This is a genomic window from Wolbachia endosymbiont of Drosophila aff. chauvacae BK-2020, assembly GCF_032848195.1.
GTDB lineage: Bacteria > Pseudomonadota > Alphaproteobacteria > Rickettsiales > Anaplasmataceae > Wolbachia > Wolbachia pipientis.
Map to the genome: position 1 here is coordinate 654,752 of NZ_CP136586.1, position 16,137 is coordinate 670,888.

Annotated in this window: 16 protein-coding genes and 1 tRNA gene; 6 read left to right on the forward strand and 11 right to left on the reverse strand. The window is 34.7% G+C overall.

Translation table 11 applies throughout. The annotated features are described in order from the left end of the window. Positions 1-14: 14 nt before the first annotated feature. The 4 genes from R0F62_RS03450 to R0F62_RS03465 form a co-directional block, all read right to left on the reverse strand. Positions 15-584, reverse strand: a complete 570-nt coding sequence (locus tag R0F62_RS03450; RefSeq protein WP_182282656.1) for a nucleotide exchange factor GrpE — start codon at positions 582-584, stop codon at positions 15-17. 61 nt (positions 585-645) lie between these two features. Then, the gene (locus tag R0F62_RS03455) at positions 646-1,632 is read right to left on the reverse strand and encodes a polyprenyl synthetase family protein (RefSeq protein ID WP_010962840.1); all 987 of its coding nucleotides are present in this window, start codon (positions 1,630-1,632) and stop codon (positions 646-648) included. 10 nt (positions 1,633-1,642) lie between these two features. Beyond that, positions 1,643-1,963 carry a 30S ribosomal protein S16 gene (gene rpsP / locus R0F62_RS03460; RefSeq protein ID WP_006279266.1) on the reverse strand — a complete coding sequence of 107 codons (321 nt, stop codon included), beginning with the start codon at positions 1,961-1,963 and terminating at the stop codon, positions 1,643-1,645. Positions 1,964-2,364: 401 nt separating this feature from the next. Further along, positions 2,365-4,173, reverse strand: coding sequence for a peptidylprolyl isomerase (locus tag R0F62_RS03465; protein ID WP_274979297.1), 1,809 nt, complete (start codon positions 4,171-4,173; stop codon positions 2,365-2,367). A 331-nt stretch (positions 4,174-4,504) separates the two neighbouring features. Between R0F62_RS03465 and R0F62_RS03470 the strand changes: the two genes are divergently transcribed. Beyond that, positions 4,505-5,107 (forward strand): cell cycle transcriptional regulator TrcR, encoded by a 603-nt coding sequence (locus R0F62_RS03470; protein ID WP_010082495.1) that lies wholly within the window; start codon positions 4,505-4,507, stop codon positions 5,105-5,107. A 199-nt stretch (positions 5,108-5,306) separates the two neighbouring features. Then, positions 5,307-6,710, forward strand: coding sequence for a transcription termination factor Rho (gene rho, locus R0F62_RS03475; protein WP_007549497.1), 1,404 nt, complete (start codon positions 5,307-5,309; stop codon positions 6,708-6,710). Between the two features lie 166 nt (positions 6,711-6,876). Here the strand turns inward: rho and R0F62_RS03480 are convergent, their stop codons facing one another. Together R0F62_RS03480 and R0F62_RS03485 are read right to left on the reverse strand one after the other, a co-directional pair. Further along, positions 6,877-7,353, reverse strand: a complete 477-nt coding sequence (locus tag R0F62_RS03480; RefSeq protein ID WP_010082496.1) for an RDD family protein — start codon at positions 7,351-7,353, stop codon at positions 6,877-6,879. 22 nt (positions 7,354-7,375) lie between these two features. Then, positions 7,376-7,912 (reverse strand): RDD family protein, encoded by a 537-nt coding sequence (locus tag R0F62_RS03485; protein WP_274979296.1) that lies wholly within the window; start codon positions 7,910-7,912, stop codon positions 7,376-7,378. Between the two features lie 145 nt (positions 7,913-8,057). Here R0F62_RS03485 and icd point away from each other — a divergent pair, with 145 nt between their 5' ends. The 3 genes from icd (at position 8,058) to nth (ending at position 11,523) form a co-directional block, all read left to right on the forward strand. Continuing rightward, positions 8,058-9,476 carry an isocitrate dehydrogenase gene (gene icd, locus R0F62_RS03490; protein WP_274979295.1) on the forward strand — a complete coding sequence of 473 codons (1,419 nt, stop codon included), beginning with the start codon at positions 8,058-8,060 and terminating at the stop codon, positions 9,474-9,476. Between the two features lie 82 nt (positions 9,477-9,558). Next, positions 9,559-10,854 carry a molecular chaperone DnaJ gene (locus tag R0F62_RS03495; RefSeq protein ID WP_274979294.1) on the forward strand — a complete coding sequence of 432 codons (1,296 nt, stop codon included), beginning with the start codon at positions 9,559-9,561 and terminating at the stop codon, positions 10,852-10,854. A gap of 30 nt (positions 10,855-10,884) precedes the next feature. Next, positions 10,885-11,523 carry an endonuclease III gene (nth, locus tag R0F62_RS03500; protein ID WP_317051321.1) on the forward strand — a complete coding sequence of 213 codons (639 nt, stop codon included), beginning with the start codon at positions 10,885-10,887 and terminating at the stop codon, positions 11,521-11,523. A 117-nt stretch (positions 11,524-11,640) separates the two neighbouring features. Here the strand turns inward: nth and dapE are convergent, their stop codons facing one another. Next, entirely contained in the window at positions 11,641-12,837 is a 1,197-nt protein-coding gene (gene dapE / locus R0F62_RS03505; RefSeq protein ID WP_010082500.1) for a succinyl-diaminopimelate desuccinylase, read from the reverse strand. Positions 12,838-12,879: 42 nt separating this feature from the next. Between dapE and R0F62_RS03510 the strand changes: the two genes are divergently transcribed. Then, positions 12,880-14,136: an iron-containing alcohol dehydrogenase gene (locus tag R0F62_RS03510; RefSeq protein ID WP_010082501.1), complete on the forward strand. Its 1,257-nt coding sequence runs from the start codon at positions 12,880-12,882 to the stop codon at positions 14,134-14,136. 170 nt (positions 14,137-14,306) lie between these two features. Here the strand turns inward: R0F62_RS03510 and R0F62_RS03515 are convergent. The 4 genes from R0F62_RS03515 to R0F62_RS03530 form a co-directional block, all read right to left on the reverse strand. Further along, positions 14,307-14,379 (reverse strand) — tRNA-Met (locus tag R0F62_RS03515). Beyond that, positions 14,379-15,671: an adenylosuccinate lyase gene (purB, locus tag R0F62_RS03520; protein WP_010962833.1), complete on the reverse strand. Its 1,293-nt coding sequence runs from the start codon at positions 15,669-15,671 to the stop codon at positions 14,379-14,381. The genes R0F62_RS03515 and purB overlap by 1 nt, the downstream gene beginning before the upstream one ends. After that, positions 15,668-15,901 (reverse strand): hypothetical protein, encoded by a 234-nt coding sequence (locus tag R0F62_RS03525; RefSeq protein ID WP_138344574.1) that lies wholly within the window; start codon positions 15,899-15,901, stop codon positions 15,668-15,670. Before R0F62_RS03525 ends, purB begins: the two co-directional genes overlap by 4 nt. Further along, complete coding sequence (locus tag R0F62_RS03530) at positions 15,898-16,131, reverse strand: hypothetical protein (protein WP_182282649.1); 234 nt, start codon at positions 16,129-16,131, stop codon at positions 15,898-15,900. The genes R0F62_RS03525 and R0F62_RS03530 overlap by 4 nt, the downstream gene beginning before the upstream one ends. Between the last annotated feature and the right edge of the window lie 6 nt (positions 16,132-16,137).

Below are 16,137 nucleotides of genomic sequence, written 5' to 3' on the forward strand. Positions count from 1 at the left end.
ACATTTACCTCATGCTAATCGTTTCCACAATCAGCAGATTTCTTAGAAAGAATAACCATTGCAGGGCGGAGCAACCTATTTTTGATAGTATAACCAGTTTGTAGTACCTCTACAATGGTGCCAGGCTCTTTTTCATTGTCTTCTCTTTCCACAACAGCTTGGTGTAAATTACTATCAAAAAGCTCACCAAGTGGGTCTACTTCCTCTATTCCATGTTTTTTTAGATCATTTATAATTTTTTGATAAGCTACTTTAATCCCCTCATGAACAGGATCACCGTCTTTCAAAATTTCCATTACTCTTTTTAAATTGTCGCACGAGTCGATCATATCACGTGCAAGTTTTGTGACTGCGTAGTCACTTGCATCGCTAATTTGCTTTTGCATTATACGTTTGACGTTTTCATTATCTGCAACAGCACGGCGTAAATGATCTTCAAGCTGAACTGCACGTTCTTTTAATGTATTGAGATCTTCATTTAAATCATCAGTTTGCTTATGGTTATCACTTTGTTGGTCGTCACCTTTCTGCCTACTTACCATATCAGCAAACTTCTTCTTTTTCTCCTTACTGCTATCTGACATATCATTACCCTTAAGAATCTAATAAATATATAACAATTAATCTGAAAATATCAAGAGCCAGCTACATTCGTCTTTCTATGCTCGCATTTAAAAAGTTAATTAAAGTAGTTTTATAAAAAGAATCAGAAAAAGTACTAATATCATTTTGTGCCATATTAATGTAGTGTCTAGCTTTTTCCATAGAAAGCTGAATGGCATTATGGTGATTAATATAGTGTAATGCTTGGTCAAAATTGTGTCTAGCTGAAGAAAAGCATTTTTCCCAGAATTTTTGCTCTGCTGGACTGCCCTTTTCGTATGCTATAATAGCAGGTAAGGTGACTTTACCTTCGAAAAAGTCTTTTCCGACTTGCTTTCCAGAAGTGCCTTGATTAGCAGTATAATCGAGCATATCATCAACTATTTGAAATGCCATACCAAAATTAAAACCAAAATTCTTTAGCCTCTCTGTTTCGTCATTTGTTGCACCAGATACTGTTGATGCAGCTTCACAGCATGCAGAAAATAAAGATGCTGTCTTTTCTCCAATGATATCAAAATAATTTTCCCTGACTGTGTGGGGGTCAAAGCGTGCTGTCATCTGCTTTATTTCACCCTTCACAAGTAAATGCGATGCTTTAGATAAAATAGAGAGAATATTTAAATTTCCACACTCTATAAGCCATCTAAATGCTAGAGTCAACAATAGATCACCAACTAAAATGCTTGATTTATTTCCCCAAATCTTATTCGCTGTTTTAACTCCATGGCGTGCCTCACTTTCATCGAGCACATCATCATGAAGTAAAGTAGCATTGTGTATAAACTCTACCGATGCAGCAACGTTGATCCTATTCTCCCCAGAATAGTTTAGCATTTTACATATAATAAAAACTAGTTTAGGCCTTATTTTTTTTCCACCTGACCTAACAAGATGAGATATAATATCAGTAGCAAGCTTAGCATCTTCATCATTGACATTTTTGAAGACAAAGTCATTCATAGCTGACAAATCAGAAGATACAATATCGTCTAATTTATCGCTGTTTGTTAAATCAGTATTTAGCATTTTAAGAGACTTATGCCTCTTGCCCTTGTGCTTTCTCGTTCTCTACTTTCTTCTTTTCTGTTTTCTTTGGTTCTGTTTCTAAAGTTACTATGCCTTTTTTGATAAACCACAGTACTCTTTCAGTTGCCTGCGCGCCTACACTTAGCCAATGTTTTAATCTATCAGCTTTCACCACAACACGATTTTTATTGTCTTTTGGTAACATTGGATCATATTGTCCTATTTTCTCAATAAAACGCCCATCTCTTGGTGCTCGTGAATCAGCTACAACTATCCTATAAAAAGGGCGTTTCTTTGCGCCAAACCTCGCCAACCTTATTTTAACTGCCATGTTAACCTTTATTCATATATTAGCCACAATTTTATACAATGAGCCGTTTTAAGTCAAATGAATTATACAGCTTTTGCACCTTATAATATAATTACCAATAATGTAGGGCAGTGCCGGGCGCACAGCTATACGAACATTCATTTTTGAAGGTAAATTGCACAGCAAATGGTGTCATTCCAGTGCTTGACACTGGAATCCAGCCTTTTTTTAATCATTAAAACGTTGTATTTTAACATAAAACGGCTACTTTTATGCTTACCAACTTAATAAAATTCCTGGATCCCAGTGTCTGGGCACTGGGATGACATCCTTTCTAGTGAAGATTGCTCTCAAATCGCAATGTTCGTACAGTTGTGCGTCTGGGCACTGGATGCGTTTGAAGCAGCTTATAAGATTTTTGATTATATATCATCAAGTATAGCGTGATTAACTTCGACTTTATACTTTGATTCCAGATAGCTAATTAATTGCTCTTTTAGCGATATCATCACACGTTTTCCGGTGTCAAGCGTGTTTAATTTGCCATTTGATGAATGCATTTCTTTTAGAACACCTATTATAATTTCATTATTGTATTGAATAGGATCTGTCACTGAACCAGTTGTTTTCATATTGAAAATCTCTTCTACAAAAGAAAAGGGGTAGTTTTGTTGATCCACTTTATTGCGGTGCATCTGCTGACCTTTAACTAATTCCACACCTTGAATTTCTTCCAAATCTGTTTTTTCTCTTAGTTGAACTGCAACCTCTTGCCCGAATTTAAACATTCTTTCTTTTATAAACTCACTACGCCAAAGCTCTACCGCTAATGCCTTGCCTTCTTCAAAACTTTGCAATTTGGGTGGAAAGATATCGACGATTTTTACACTAACAACGGCGTCCCCAACGCCCTTAAAATAACCTTTCTGATCCTTTTCTCGCGAAAAAATGAAAGAAATCAAATCACCAGAATCTCCTACGTTATTACCGCTTTGATCTTTTCCACTCGCATCTACTGGACCAATAGTTTGTATAGGTAAATTATATTCACTCAATATTTCTTCAATTTCTGAACCATTGTATATCTTATAGTTCACTTGGTTTATGAAATCATTGACTCTTTCAAAAGACTTTTGGTTAGTTAGAACTGACTTTATGTCTTTTTTTAAATCAACTAAGTCTTCATCAGAGATTTGATGCGCACTTTCCACTTTTACTATGTGCCAACCAAAACTGCTTGCTAAAACTTCACTTACTTCACCTACTTTAAGAGCAAATACCTTCTCTCTCACGTCTTCTGGTAAAAAATCCTTAGTTATATTATTTACTCTAGTTTCCTCAAGTTTTGCTTTGCCAAACTCTTCTACTATCTGTTCAAAGCTTGTTTTACCCTCCTCAAATGCTCTTCTTGCTGTCTCAGCTTCTTCTTTGGTAGAAAATATTGCATTGAATATATCTCTTTGATTTTTAAGTTCTTGTTGTTCTATTATACCATCAACTTCTTCATCTGAGATCTTGATTTGATCTTCAAAATACTTTTGGCCTAGGGAAATATATTGCGCAGTTCGATACTCAGGATAATAAAAATGGGATTTATTTCTTTCGTACAAATCAAGTAAGGCTTGATCATCTGGTTCAGGAATGTTTGTAACTGCATCTTCAGTTATTTTAACAATATCAACTACTCTAGTTTGGTAGCGACTTTTGTATATCTGCTCATCAATTTTCTCGCCAAAAGTTACTGGATAATTATCTTTAAATAATGAAGTCATGAACATCATTGCAGGCAGGACTTTCTCTAGCTTTGCTATATACTCTTTCTCTGTCATATGCAGGTCATTTAGCGTTTCATAGAATTTATTTTTGTCAAATTCACCTTTATCATTTTGAAAGTATTTGGTGTTTTTAATATGGTTTTTTATAGATTCTTCTCCAACTGTCAACCCCAGCTCACTAGTTAGGTTAAACAATAGTTTTTGCTCTATAAGTGCGTTAAGCAAATCATATTTCAGCTTTTTTACTTGTTCTCTACTCGCATCAGATCCAGAAATTTGTTTTCCATAATTTTGATATAGCGACTTATACTCATCTGACGTTATAACTTCTTTTCCAACCCTAGCTACCTCTTCTTTTTCATCATCACCTGATAAAAGGTTGCCAGTTCCCATGAAGATTAACAAGCAAGCTAAAAGGACAACGGTTACTTTAGTGAAAAAATTTTTAACATTCATTTTAAACCCAGTTAATTAATGATTAATTATAGAATAGTGATAATTTAATGCTTGTAAACCTGTTGCTTTATTAGCTAATATATATAATATTACAATATATTAACTTAAAATTTAACTCTCTAATCTTAAATAGGAACATATGTTTAACTGAGTTATACTATACCTTAGGAAGGGGAAATATTTTGTTTGAAATATGCTTAAAGGTAAGCGCATTTAATTAACTTAAGAGGTGGGAAGTGACAAACAAAAAGTTATTGAATGACAAAATTAATGCTTTTTTAGTTTTAATAGTTTATATTTTAGCTCTGTATAACAGTAAGGGATACTTTAAATGGGAGATGCTTTTTTGATGTCAATGGAATCTTCTAAGGGCAATAACGATAGAAATAAACAGTTTCTAGTGCAAATAGCTGCTTGGTTAGTAGACAACACTGGTTTAACTTTTAATCAAATAGCACAATGTTGCAGATTGGCCCTTGAAGAAGTACAAGACATAGCTGATGAGGAAATAGAAGTAGAAAAATATAACCCTATTATTTCTGGAATAATTACTGAAAAAGAAATCGATGATTGCAAAAAAAATCCAAATCGTGTACCAAATTTGATTATAAAAAATATAAAAAAAAGGAGTAAAGCGATTGGTAGCATTCTTGGCTTTGCCTCTACGGCAAGACGTAGAGATAAACCTGATGCGATTTATTATTTAGTAAAAAAATTTCCTATCTTGGACAATAACGTTATAGCTAAATTAATTAGTACAACAAATTACACAGTTGAGCAGGTAAGAGATGGATCTCATCATAACATGCAAAATATAAAACCCCAAGATCCTGTACTACTCGGCTTATGTAGTCAAGAAAATTTAGAAGCAGAAGTGGAAAAAGCAAAAGTAGAAGAGGAGAAGCAAGAAAGGTTAAAAAAATATAAAGAATAGCTATTGAAAATCCTCAAATTTTTGTGTTTTGTTAACATTAAATTAACTTGACTTGCTAGTGTTTATTAGTATAATGTAAGTGAAGTACGGGGTTTAATGATAATTAAGCTTAATACGCACTGAAACTAACTCAGCCTAATTTATTATCTTATAGTCACATTTTAGGTTAGTAAGCATCAATTAAAATTTTTGGAGGATTATGACAACAATCAATGAAGATGTTTTGGCAAAAGGAAAGGTTACAGCTCAACCTGAAAAAAGTGAGCAAATTTACAATAACGATACAGTAAAACAGATGGTCAATGAAGGTACTGAGAAAAACAGAAAAACATTAGATCTGAGCGAATTAAAAGAGAAAACAGCAGAAGAATTGTTAGAGTTAGCTGAAGAAAGAAAAATTTCAACTAACGGTAAAAGCAATGGTAGAATGCTAAAGCAGGAAATAATATTCAGCTTAATGAAAAAAATGAGTGAAGAAGGAGGCATAACCACAGGGAGTGGAATAGTGGAAATATTGCCTGATGGTTTTGGTTTCTTACGTTCAGCAAGTGCAAATTATGCCCCAAGTACCGATGATGTTTATATTTCTAACGGGCAAATAAAGAAGTTTAATTTACGTACAGGAGATATGGCATATGGAGAAATAAGGCCACCTGGTGATAAAGAGAGATATTTTACTTTAACTAAGGTTCAAAGTATAAACTCTACTGAAGTAAGTGAATTAAGAAAGTACGTCCATTTTGATAATTTGCTTCCTCTTTATCCTGAGGAAAGCATAGTACTTGAGTGTAATAATGGTGATGATAAAAAAGGCTTAAGCATGCGTGCTATAGATATAGTAGCTCCTCTTGGAAAAGGGCAAAGAGCGTTAGTAGTTGCTCCACCTCGCACAGGAAAAACTGTATTGCTTCAGCAAATGGCTAACTCTATAGCTATAAATCACCCTGAAGTAGAATTAATAGTGTTACTTATAGATGAAAGACCTGAAGAAGTAACAGATATGATACGTTCTGTAAAAGGTGAGGTAGTAAGTTCTACATTCGATGAGCCTGCTTACCGTCACGTACAGCTTGCTGAAATAGTAATAGAAAAAGCTAAAAGAATGGTTGAGCATAAAAAAGATGTGGTAATTCTACTTGACAATATTACTAGACTTGCACGTGCTTATAATGCGGTTATTCCTTCGTCTGGGAAAGTTCTAACTGGTGGTGTAGATTCAAACGCACTGCAGAGACCAAAACGCTTTTTTGGAGCAGCTCGTAATATTGAGAATGGGGGTTCTTTAACTATAATCGCCACAGCTCTTATAGAGACTGGTTCAAAAATGGATGAAGTTATTTTTGAAGAGTTTAAAGGTACAGGGAATGCTGAGATCATACTTGATAGAAAACTTTCTGATAAACGTATATTTCCAGCTATTGATATTACAAAATCCGGAACAAGGAAGGAAGAGCTATTAGTTGATAAGGCTATACTAAATAAAATATGGGTGGTGCGTAGGATACTCAATCCTATGGGACCCGTTGAAGCAATGGAATTTTTACGTGACAAACTACTTTTAACAAAGAGCAATGCTGACTTTTTTAACTCCATGAATCACTAAAAGTAAGCCAGTTATGATGGATATGCTGAGCAAAAAGTAAAACGCTCTTATAGCTAAAATAATTTGGATTTACCAAAATATATTTATAGTTAAGTTGGCAATTTACCTTAAGTTAGCGCGTGACACTGGAATGACACCCTTGGTGGCAGACAGCTAAAGGAAAATATCAACTAGGTTTATAATCTATCACTACCGTGTTTGCAATTTTGTCGTGAAAAGCTTGTTTATGTTCATCACCTACTGCACATACTAAAACTAAGATTAGTATAGCTAAGAATAAAATGGGATTACAAAGTGATATGCAATAAATTATAAAAAGAGCTATAGTCCTTTTCATTGCTTGCATTGTAGTGATTGACTCAAATGTATCTTTGTCTTTTACACGCATGCTAAATAACAAGTGTCCTGGAGTGCCGCCAAATTTTACTAGCATGAATATATGAAATATACATGGTATCATTAAAAATAAAGAAAATACAATCGTGGTGATTACAATTATTGCACCCATGATCCCTTGTATTGCGTGTGTAAGTGAGAAATCCACCGCCATTAAACCAAATGGTATTGCGATAAATAAAATACAATCAACTATAAATGCTAGAGTACGTCTTGTCATCGTTGAGTAGTTTACTTTTTTATCCATGTACTACCTATAAAGAAAAATATCAACTAGATTTACAGTCTATCACTACTGTTTTTGCAATTTTATCGTAAAAAGTCTGTTTGCGTTGATCAAATACTGCAAACAAAAATAAAATTAGCACAATTAAAAGATATAGAAAAGTATAACCATGATAATGCAGATGAAGCAAAAAGCGAAAAATAATCCAGATGCTTCCCTTAGAAATACATCTTATTGTTGCTTGCATAAGGGTAACATTTGTAAATGTATTAGCATCTTTAATATGCATACCACACAATAGTTTTCCTGGGGTACCACCAAGTTTTGTTACCATTAATATTTTGGATATTGTTAGTACTAATGTTGCGACCACTGTAGAAACTATAAATGGTATTTCTGTTGCTAGTTGTGCAAGTTCCTGAAAAGAGTCTTTATCTTGATCTTGTAATGATACGATGAATACACCATAGATAAAACCGAAGATAAAATGAGGGGAAAATATGATGAGGTCAAGTATTTCTGCTACAATACGCCTTGTAAATCCTACATAATTTACTTTAACATTTATTTCAGTATTCATAACCCCACCTATATTTCATAATATCATCATATGATATAAAAATACGTTATTAAATAACCGTAAATATACTAACTTGGGTAATATTAGCTACTTGTGCCACTCTATTATTTAAATTAATATTAAATCATTTATAACTAGGGAAGTTATGTCAACACTAATCACAGTTGCATATGGCGACGGTATCGGACCAGAAATCATGGAAGCGGTGCTGTCGATATTGCGCGAAGCAGAAGCGGAAATCTCAATAGATATTATTGAAATAGGGGAGCGTGTTTACAGTAAAGAATGGTCTCACGGAATTTCTCCAAGTGGTTGGGAATCAACTGAAAGGACAAAAATATTATTAAAATCTCCGACAACAACTCCTCAAGGTAAAGGGCACAAAAGCTTAAACGTTGCACTCAGAAAAAATCTAGGGTTGTATGCAAATATCAGACCATGCATTTCATATCATCCTGTTATAGAAAATAAATTCGATAAGTTTGATATCGTAGTGATACGTGAAAATGAAGAGGACGTTTACACCGGAATAGAGTATAGGCTCACTGGTGACTCTTACCAATGCACTAAAATTATTACTAGATCTGGCTCAGAGAAGATATGCAGGTACGCTTTTGAATATGCAAAAAAACACAACAGAAAAAAAGTAACTTGCCTGACTAAAGATAACATCATGAAAATGACTGACGGAACTTTCCATGCCGCGTTTGATCGCATTGCAAAGGAATACCCAGATATAAAGGCAGAACATTATATAGTTGATATTGGAATGGCGCGTGTTGCAACAGAACCGGAGAATTTTGATGTTATAGTAACCGAGAACTTATATGGCGACATATTATCAGATATAGTCGCACAAACCTCTGGATCTGTGGGGCTTGCCGGAAGTAGCAACATCGGGAATGAATACGCAATGTTTGAAGCAGTGCACGGTTCTGCCCCTGATATTGCAGGAAAAAACATAGCCAATCCTTCTGGTCTTTTAAATGCTGCAGTGCATATGCTAATTTACATAGGTCAAGTGGGTACTGCAAAACTAATCTACGATGCATGGCTCAAGACTTTGGAGGATGGAATACACACTGCCGATTTATATAAGGAGAAAAGAAGTAAACAGAAAGTTGGTACAAAAGAATTTGCAGAAGCTGTTATAGACAATCTAGGAAAAAAACCGAAAACATTATCTGAGCTTATAATTGGCAGTGATCCAAATAGTAAAGTGGATAAAATACAGGATAATTATGAACAGGATTATAAGATTAAAAAACTAGTGGGTAGCGATATAACGCTTGCCTGGAGTAAGCCGGCTGACTTTGACCAAATAGTGAAGTTGTTTGAAACAAGTAATCCGCAGATTATAGCAATATATTCAAAAGGCCTTGCGATTTGGCCAGGAAGTTCAAAGTCTTCAAGTGACCAAATAACCTGCAGGTTCATTGCAAATAATGAAATTACAAATAGTGATGTGAATAACTTGCTAATCAAATTTGAGGAACATAATTTTGATGTGGTGAGAATGGATAAGTTGTATTTGTATGATGGGAAAGAGGGTTTCTTCTCTTAGTGGTTGCTTGATATTTTTATGCTTGTGTGAAACATTAAATATATTATACTAATAGTATCGTGTATTTATGTGAGGTGTAGTAATGAGTCAACATTTTAAGTTAACTGGTCAGGAGTTTTATGATAATAATGATCTGTTTAACGTACTAGAGATAAAAGCTGAACAAATTGTAGGTAAGGATTATCAAGCTCTTAGCAAGTTTCTGAAAAAACAATATAATAAATTGATACTTGTAAACCATCCTGACAAAGGTGGAGACAAAAATAGATTTGATCAGATTTATAAAGCTTATCAAGAGCTGAAAAAGTACATTGAACCTTTAGAGTCAGGAAATCCTTGTGTTAAAGTCAGTGTTGGTGCTGAAAGTGATGGGCGTTTAACGGCAAGAAAGTTTCACTATAGGAGAAGTTTGTTTAATAAGCTAAAAATAAGTTTAGAGGAAGATGCTGTAGGGAAAGATTTTGATGGATTGATTTCTATACTAAAAAGAAATGACTATTCGTTTAAAAAAGATCTAGAAAAATGCATGAAACTCCAAGCTCAAATAAATAGGATTTTGCAAAATCCAAATTTAGATAATTTTAAGAAGAGTGTAGAAAGTACAAAATTAATGAAAGAGCTATATCAATATATAACAAAGCCAAGCATACAATTATTCAATTATATTACTCCTCTAGAAGAAAAGAGAAGCCTAGTTAAAGAAGATAAGAAAGCATTAGCGTTGAAATTTATAGAGCGTAAAAATGCTCTACTGCTTGTCCCCAAAATAAGTCTTCTGCCTTTAGCTCTATTAACTAGAGTTACTATAGGTTGCTATTTTTCATGGTGGATCATAGGATTTAATATCATTGCTGGTAATGCCTCTCATTTATTAGTAAATTATTATATGAAAAAGTATAAAAATTCAGAAATTTCCACTGATGAATTCATGAGTAAAATAAACTATATCACGCTAGGCAATAAGCTTCTTATCAACTATCCTTTAGCTGCTTTTTCTGTTTATCTACTTACAACAAATTGCATTGCTAATAGATTAACTGTTGGTGGAACCATACTTGGTTCACTATTGTTATTGGCAGTATTAATTGAAATGTTAGCTCCTGTTTTCTCAAAAGGCTGTGAAATATATGCTGAAAAGCACACAAAAGATTTACTAGAAGAGGATCCAAGAGATAGGGTACAAAAGGAAACTGACCTGTTAGGATGGTATGATCCACGAAAACTGTTAATGCCAATTGTTATGCCTCTTATTAAAAAGTGTTTTGCGGAAGTGGTAAGCGAATTTGCTGAGAGAAATTTTGATGAAGTGAACACTAATGTGTCTGATGTTAATACTGAAGGACTATCTAAGCCTCAAGGAATTGAATTTGCACAGTAACCAGTGTAGTATAGGCTTTTAGCTCTATGCATGGACTCAAAAAAAGTAGAATTGATATTTGAAAAGTTTCAAGAATCAAATTCTGCACCAAAAATAGAGCTAAATTATATCAATCATTATACGCTTCTGGTCGCAATAGTTTTATCAGCACGGACGACCGATGTAAGCGTTAACAAAATTACAAGAGAACTTTTTAATATCGCTGATACGCCAGAAAAAATGCTGAATCTTGGGCAAAACGAGCTAAAAAAACGTGTAAATAGTATCGGTTTATATAATTCCAAAGCAAAAAATATAATCGGGCTCAGCAAAATATTGATTGAGAGGTACAATAGCAAAGTGCCTACTGATTTCGATGATTTGGTGTCTTTGCCGGGAGTGGGAAGAAAGAGCGCTAATGTGCTCTTAAATTCGGGGCTTGGCATTCCAACATTGGCAGTTGATACTCACGTTTTTAGAGTGAGCAATAGAATTGGGCTTGTGAAAGAAAAAGATGTGTTTAAAACAGAGCAATCTCTTTTAAATGTGGTTCCCAAAAAATACCTGCTTTATGCTCATCATTGGCTAGTTTTGCATGGTAGATATGTTTGCAAAGCACAGAAACCTTCGTGTGAAACGTGCATAATTCATGATTTATGTGAATTTGAGTGCAAAAGGTATAAAGTCTAGTATTTCTTCTTTTGTCATCCAAGTAGCTATAGAAACGAAAAAACTTACTTGACACATTTTGCTGGAATGACACCAGTTGTTATTCAGACAACAGTTATGCAAGAGATCTGATTACATCTAAGCTAACAATGGACCACTAGATATATTACTAACTACGTTGACCTGATTCAATATTTTATTAGTGGGATTGAAATAATTTTCTATAAATTCCTTATATATAGCTGTTAACTTGTGTATATCGTTTACTGATACGCATTCGTTTATCTGATGTGCAGTTTTGTTGATTATACCAAATTCAATCACTGGACAAACATCTTTGATAAACGCAGCGTCAGATGTGCCACCACTTGTGCTAAGTATAGCATCAATGTTGGTAACCTTACTTATTGCATCAAGCATAATATCAGTATTTCTATCGGGAGTAGAGAGGAAAACGTCCCTGCTGCTATGCATAGAAAGTTTATAATCGTTAGTTACACTGGAGCATATTTCATCAATCAGCTTATATAAGCCACCCGGTGTTTGTTCATTGTTATATCGAATGTTAAAACGTGTAGTTGCTGAGCCAGGTATTAGATTGCTAGTATTATTTCCAACATCGATAGTAGTAACTTCGCAATGTGAAGGCTGAAAATATTTATTACCATGATCAAAAGTAGTATTTTTTACCTTACTCAATATCGATATTACCTTATATATTGGATTGTCTGCTAGGTCTGGGTAGGCAACGTGCCCTTGTTTTCCATGGCAAATTAATTCAAATGTTACAGAACCTCTTCTGCCTATTTTTATGGTATCACCTAATTTCTCACTACTGGTTGGTTCGCCAACCACACAAAAATCTATCTTTTTCTGCTTATTTTTCATCCATTCCAAAACTGCCTTTGTTCCATATTCTTCCATGCTTTCTTCAGCACTGGTAATCAATGCACTTATTGAACCATTAAATTGAAACTTCTCTGCAATCAAATTTACCATAGCAGCAATAAATGCAGCTACTCCGCTTTTCATATCAGCGGCCCCTCTTCCATATAGCATTCCATCCCTCACTTCTGGTTTAAATGGACCAAATGCCCAATCTTTTAACTGACCCGGTGGTACAACATCAACGTGCCCAGCAAAGCACAAATTTGGTACTCCATTTATATATTTCGCATAAAGATTTTTAACTTTATCACCAAATTCTAAAATCTCACAATCAAAGCCGCTCTTCTTGAAGATTGTTGCTATATACTCTATTGCCCCGCTGTCTTCTGGTGTTATACTCTCAAAAGAGATCAATTTCCTAGTTAGCTCTACAGGGTCAATTTTCATGTCAATCTTAAAATACTTATACTGCTATATTGTAAACACTCTATGCACTATTTAAAACAAATATTACATCAAACCGAACAAACTTTTCTAAGGGAAGTAATAACAGATTACCACCTTGCTGATGATATCTATGAAATATGCACACAACACGGAAATGACATCTTTCTAGTTGCAGATGAAAATACAGCAAAACTTTTAAACAAAAACGTATTTAATAAAATTTCTCATTTAATTATTCCAACCCCACCTGCCATTCCAGTGTCACGCGCTGGGATGACATCAAGTAGAGAAATGACACCAAGCAGAGCTGCCTCTCTTGAAACCGTAAATCTAGTGAGAAACAAAGTAAAAGACAGTGACTTAATAGTTGCATTTGGTAGCGGCACCGTTAACGATATCTGCAAATATGCAAGCTACCTCGAGAAAAAAGATTATATATCCTTTCCAACAGCCGCTTCTATGAATGGATATACATCCGCAAATGCTTCAATATTAGTAAATGGATATAAAAAATCGTTCAAAGCACATCTTCCAAGAGCAATATATATAGATATAGACATACTTGCCAATGCGCCACTGCGCCTCACATTAAGCGGATTTGCAGATTTCATTTGTCGTTCAACAGTTCAGGCTGACTGGCTACTATCTCATTTGTTGCTTAGCACAGAATACAATGAATTACCTTTTACACTTGTTCACGATTTGGAGCAAATTTTGCTAAGAGAATATACGGCGCTTACTAAAAGAAGTGGAAAAGAGGTCCTATTACTTATGGAAGTTCTACTAATTTCAGGACTTGGAATGGTGATGTCAAAAGGCAGCTATTCTGCAAGCCAAGGAGAGCATATGATAGCTCACGCAATGGAAATGGTAACAAAAGATTATTCCTCACTACATGGTGAAAAAATTGCTGTCACAACGATTACTATGGCTAATTTACAGGAAAAGATATTATCAATACAAAACCCGATTATCAAACCGACCACTTTAGATGTAAAACATATAACTCAGTACTTTGATAATATCGAATTTGTAAGAACTTTTGAACAGAAGCAAATTATGCAGCAAAAAATCCAAGAGATTATTTGTAAAGAATGGCATAATATTTCCAGTTTAATTAAGCAAAATTTACTACCTGCAAAACACCTGCAAAAAATATTTGAAGATCTATCAATTCCACACTTACCAGAGCACCTCAGTTGGAATAAAGAACAATATTGTAAAGTGGTCGATCTTGCGTTTACAACAAGAGATAGATTCACCTTTCTTGACTTAGCTAACTGCATAGAAGAAAGTTAAGTTTTGTAGTGAAATTCTGTCATTTAAAGAGATCATAGGCCAAAAGCTAAACCCTTTTCACAATCTCTTATCCATTGTCTCCTCACCTGAGTGGATATACAACTCATTCCAAGTAACTGACACTGGGTTTCACCAATAGCACTGCTTTGCTAAACATAGTTTAGTTCGAGTGGCTGAGGAGGGACTTGAACCCCCGACCAAGAGATTATGATCCTCCTGCTCTACCAACTGAGCTACTCAGCCTAATTAAAAACCTTATTATACACACGATCTATATGTTTCGTATAATACTTCAAATCAAACAAAGATTCAAGTTTTTCCGAGTTAATAACCTTAAGTAAGGGTTTATCTTGTTTCAATTCGGCCAGAAAATCACTGTTGTTTTGTTTCACTTTCATTGCATTGCTCTGAACAATTTTATACGCCTCTTCCCTCGCCAAACCACTATTTACTAACTCAAGCAATACACGCTGTGAGAAAACTAAACCTTTTGAAGAATTTAAGTTCTTTTCAATGTTTTCCTTATTGATCACCAATTTATCTATCAAATCTGTTAATCGCACTAAAGCAAAATCCATTGTTATACAAGCATCAGGAGCAATGCATCTTTCCACAGACGAGTGTGATATATCACGTTCGTGCCACAATGCAACATTTTCTAACGCAGGAAAAACATAACTGCGTATTAAACGTGAGAGTCCAGTCAGATTTTCACTTAAAATAGGATTACATTTGTGTGGCATAGCAGAGCTTCCCTTCTGCCCAGTGGAAAAATGCTCAGAAATTTCGCCGATTTCAGTTCTTTGCAAATGACGAATTTCAACAGCAACATTTTCTATTGAACTTGCAATTACTCCCAAAACTGAAAAGAACATGGCATGTCTATCACGAGGAATGATTTGAGATGATATGGTTTCAGGTATGAGTCCCATTTCTTTCGCTACATATTCTTCAACAAACGGATCAACATTTGCAAAATTGCCTACTGCACCTGATATTTTACAAATTGAGATCTCTTTTTGCGCGCTAATTAATCTCTGATAATTGCGTTTAAATTCAGCATAAAATCTGGCAAATTTTATTCCAAGAGTTGTTGGTTCTGCATGCATTCCGTGACTGCGTCCAACACAAACAATATCTTTATAGTCCTCAGCTTTTTTTTTCAATGCTGCAAGTAAATTTTTTAGATTCTCGAGCAAAATATCACAGGACTCTTTCAGTTGCACCGCAAGGCATGTATCCAAAACATCAGAACTTGTCATTCCATAATGAAGATAACGAACATCAACTCCCGCTTTTTTAGCAATATATGTCAGAAAAGCTATAACATCATGTTTTACAATGGATTCAATTTCGTTGATACATTCAACATCAAATTCAATAGCACCAGAGAGGTTCTCAGCAATATTATTCGGAATCACTCCTAACTTTGCTTGAGCTTCACACGCTAATTTTTCTATTTTAAGCCATATATTAAATTTATTATTTTCCTCCCAAATGGAAGACATTTCTTTTCTGCTATAGCGGGGAATCATTTTTGATTTATTCCAATAATGGTGTCATTCCAGTGCGTGACACTGGAATCCAGATATAAAAGTATTTGCAAATTATTCAATGGACAACGGATTCTAGAAGCATAAAATAATGTCCATGATGAAATAAACTGGATCCCAGTGTCACGCACTGGGATGACATGAGGGAAGCACTGGGATGAAACCAGCTTAGCCATGGCAGAAATTTCTTTACGGCTATAGCGTGGGATCATTTTTGATTTACTCCAATAATGGTGTCATTCCAGTGCGTGACACTGGAATCCAGGTATAAAAGTATTTGCAAATTATTCAATGGACAACGGATTCTAGAAGCATAAAATAATGTCCATGATGAAATAAACTGGATCCCAGTGTCACGCACTGGGATGACATGAGGGAAGCACTGGGATGACACCAGCTTAGCCATGGCAGACATTTCTTTACGACTATAACAAGGGATCATCTTTGA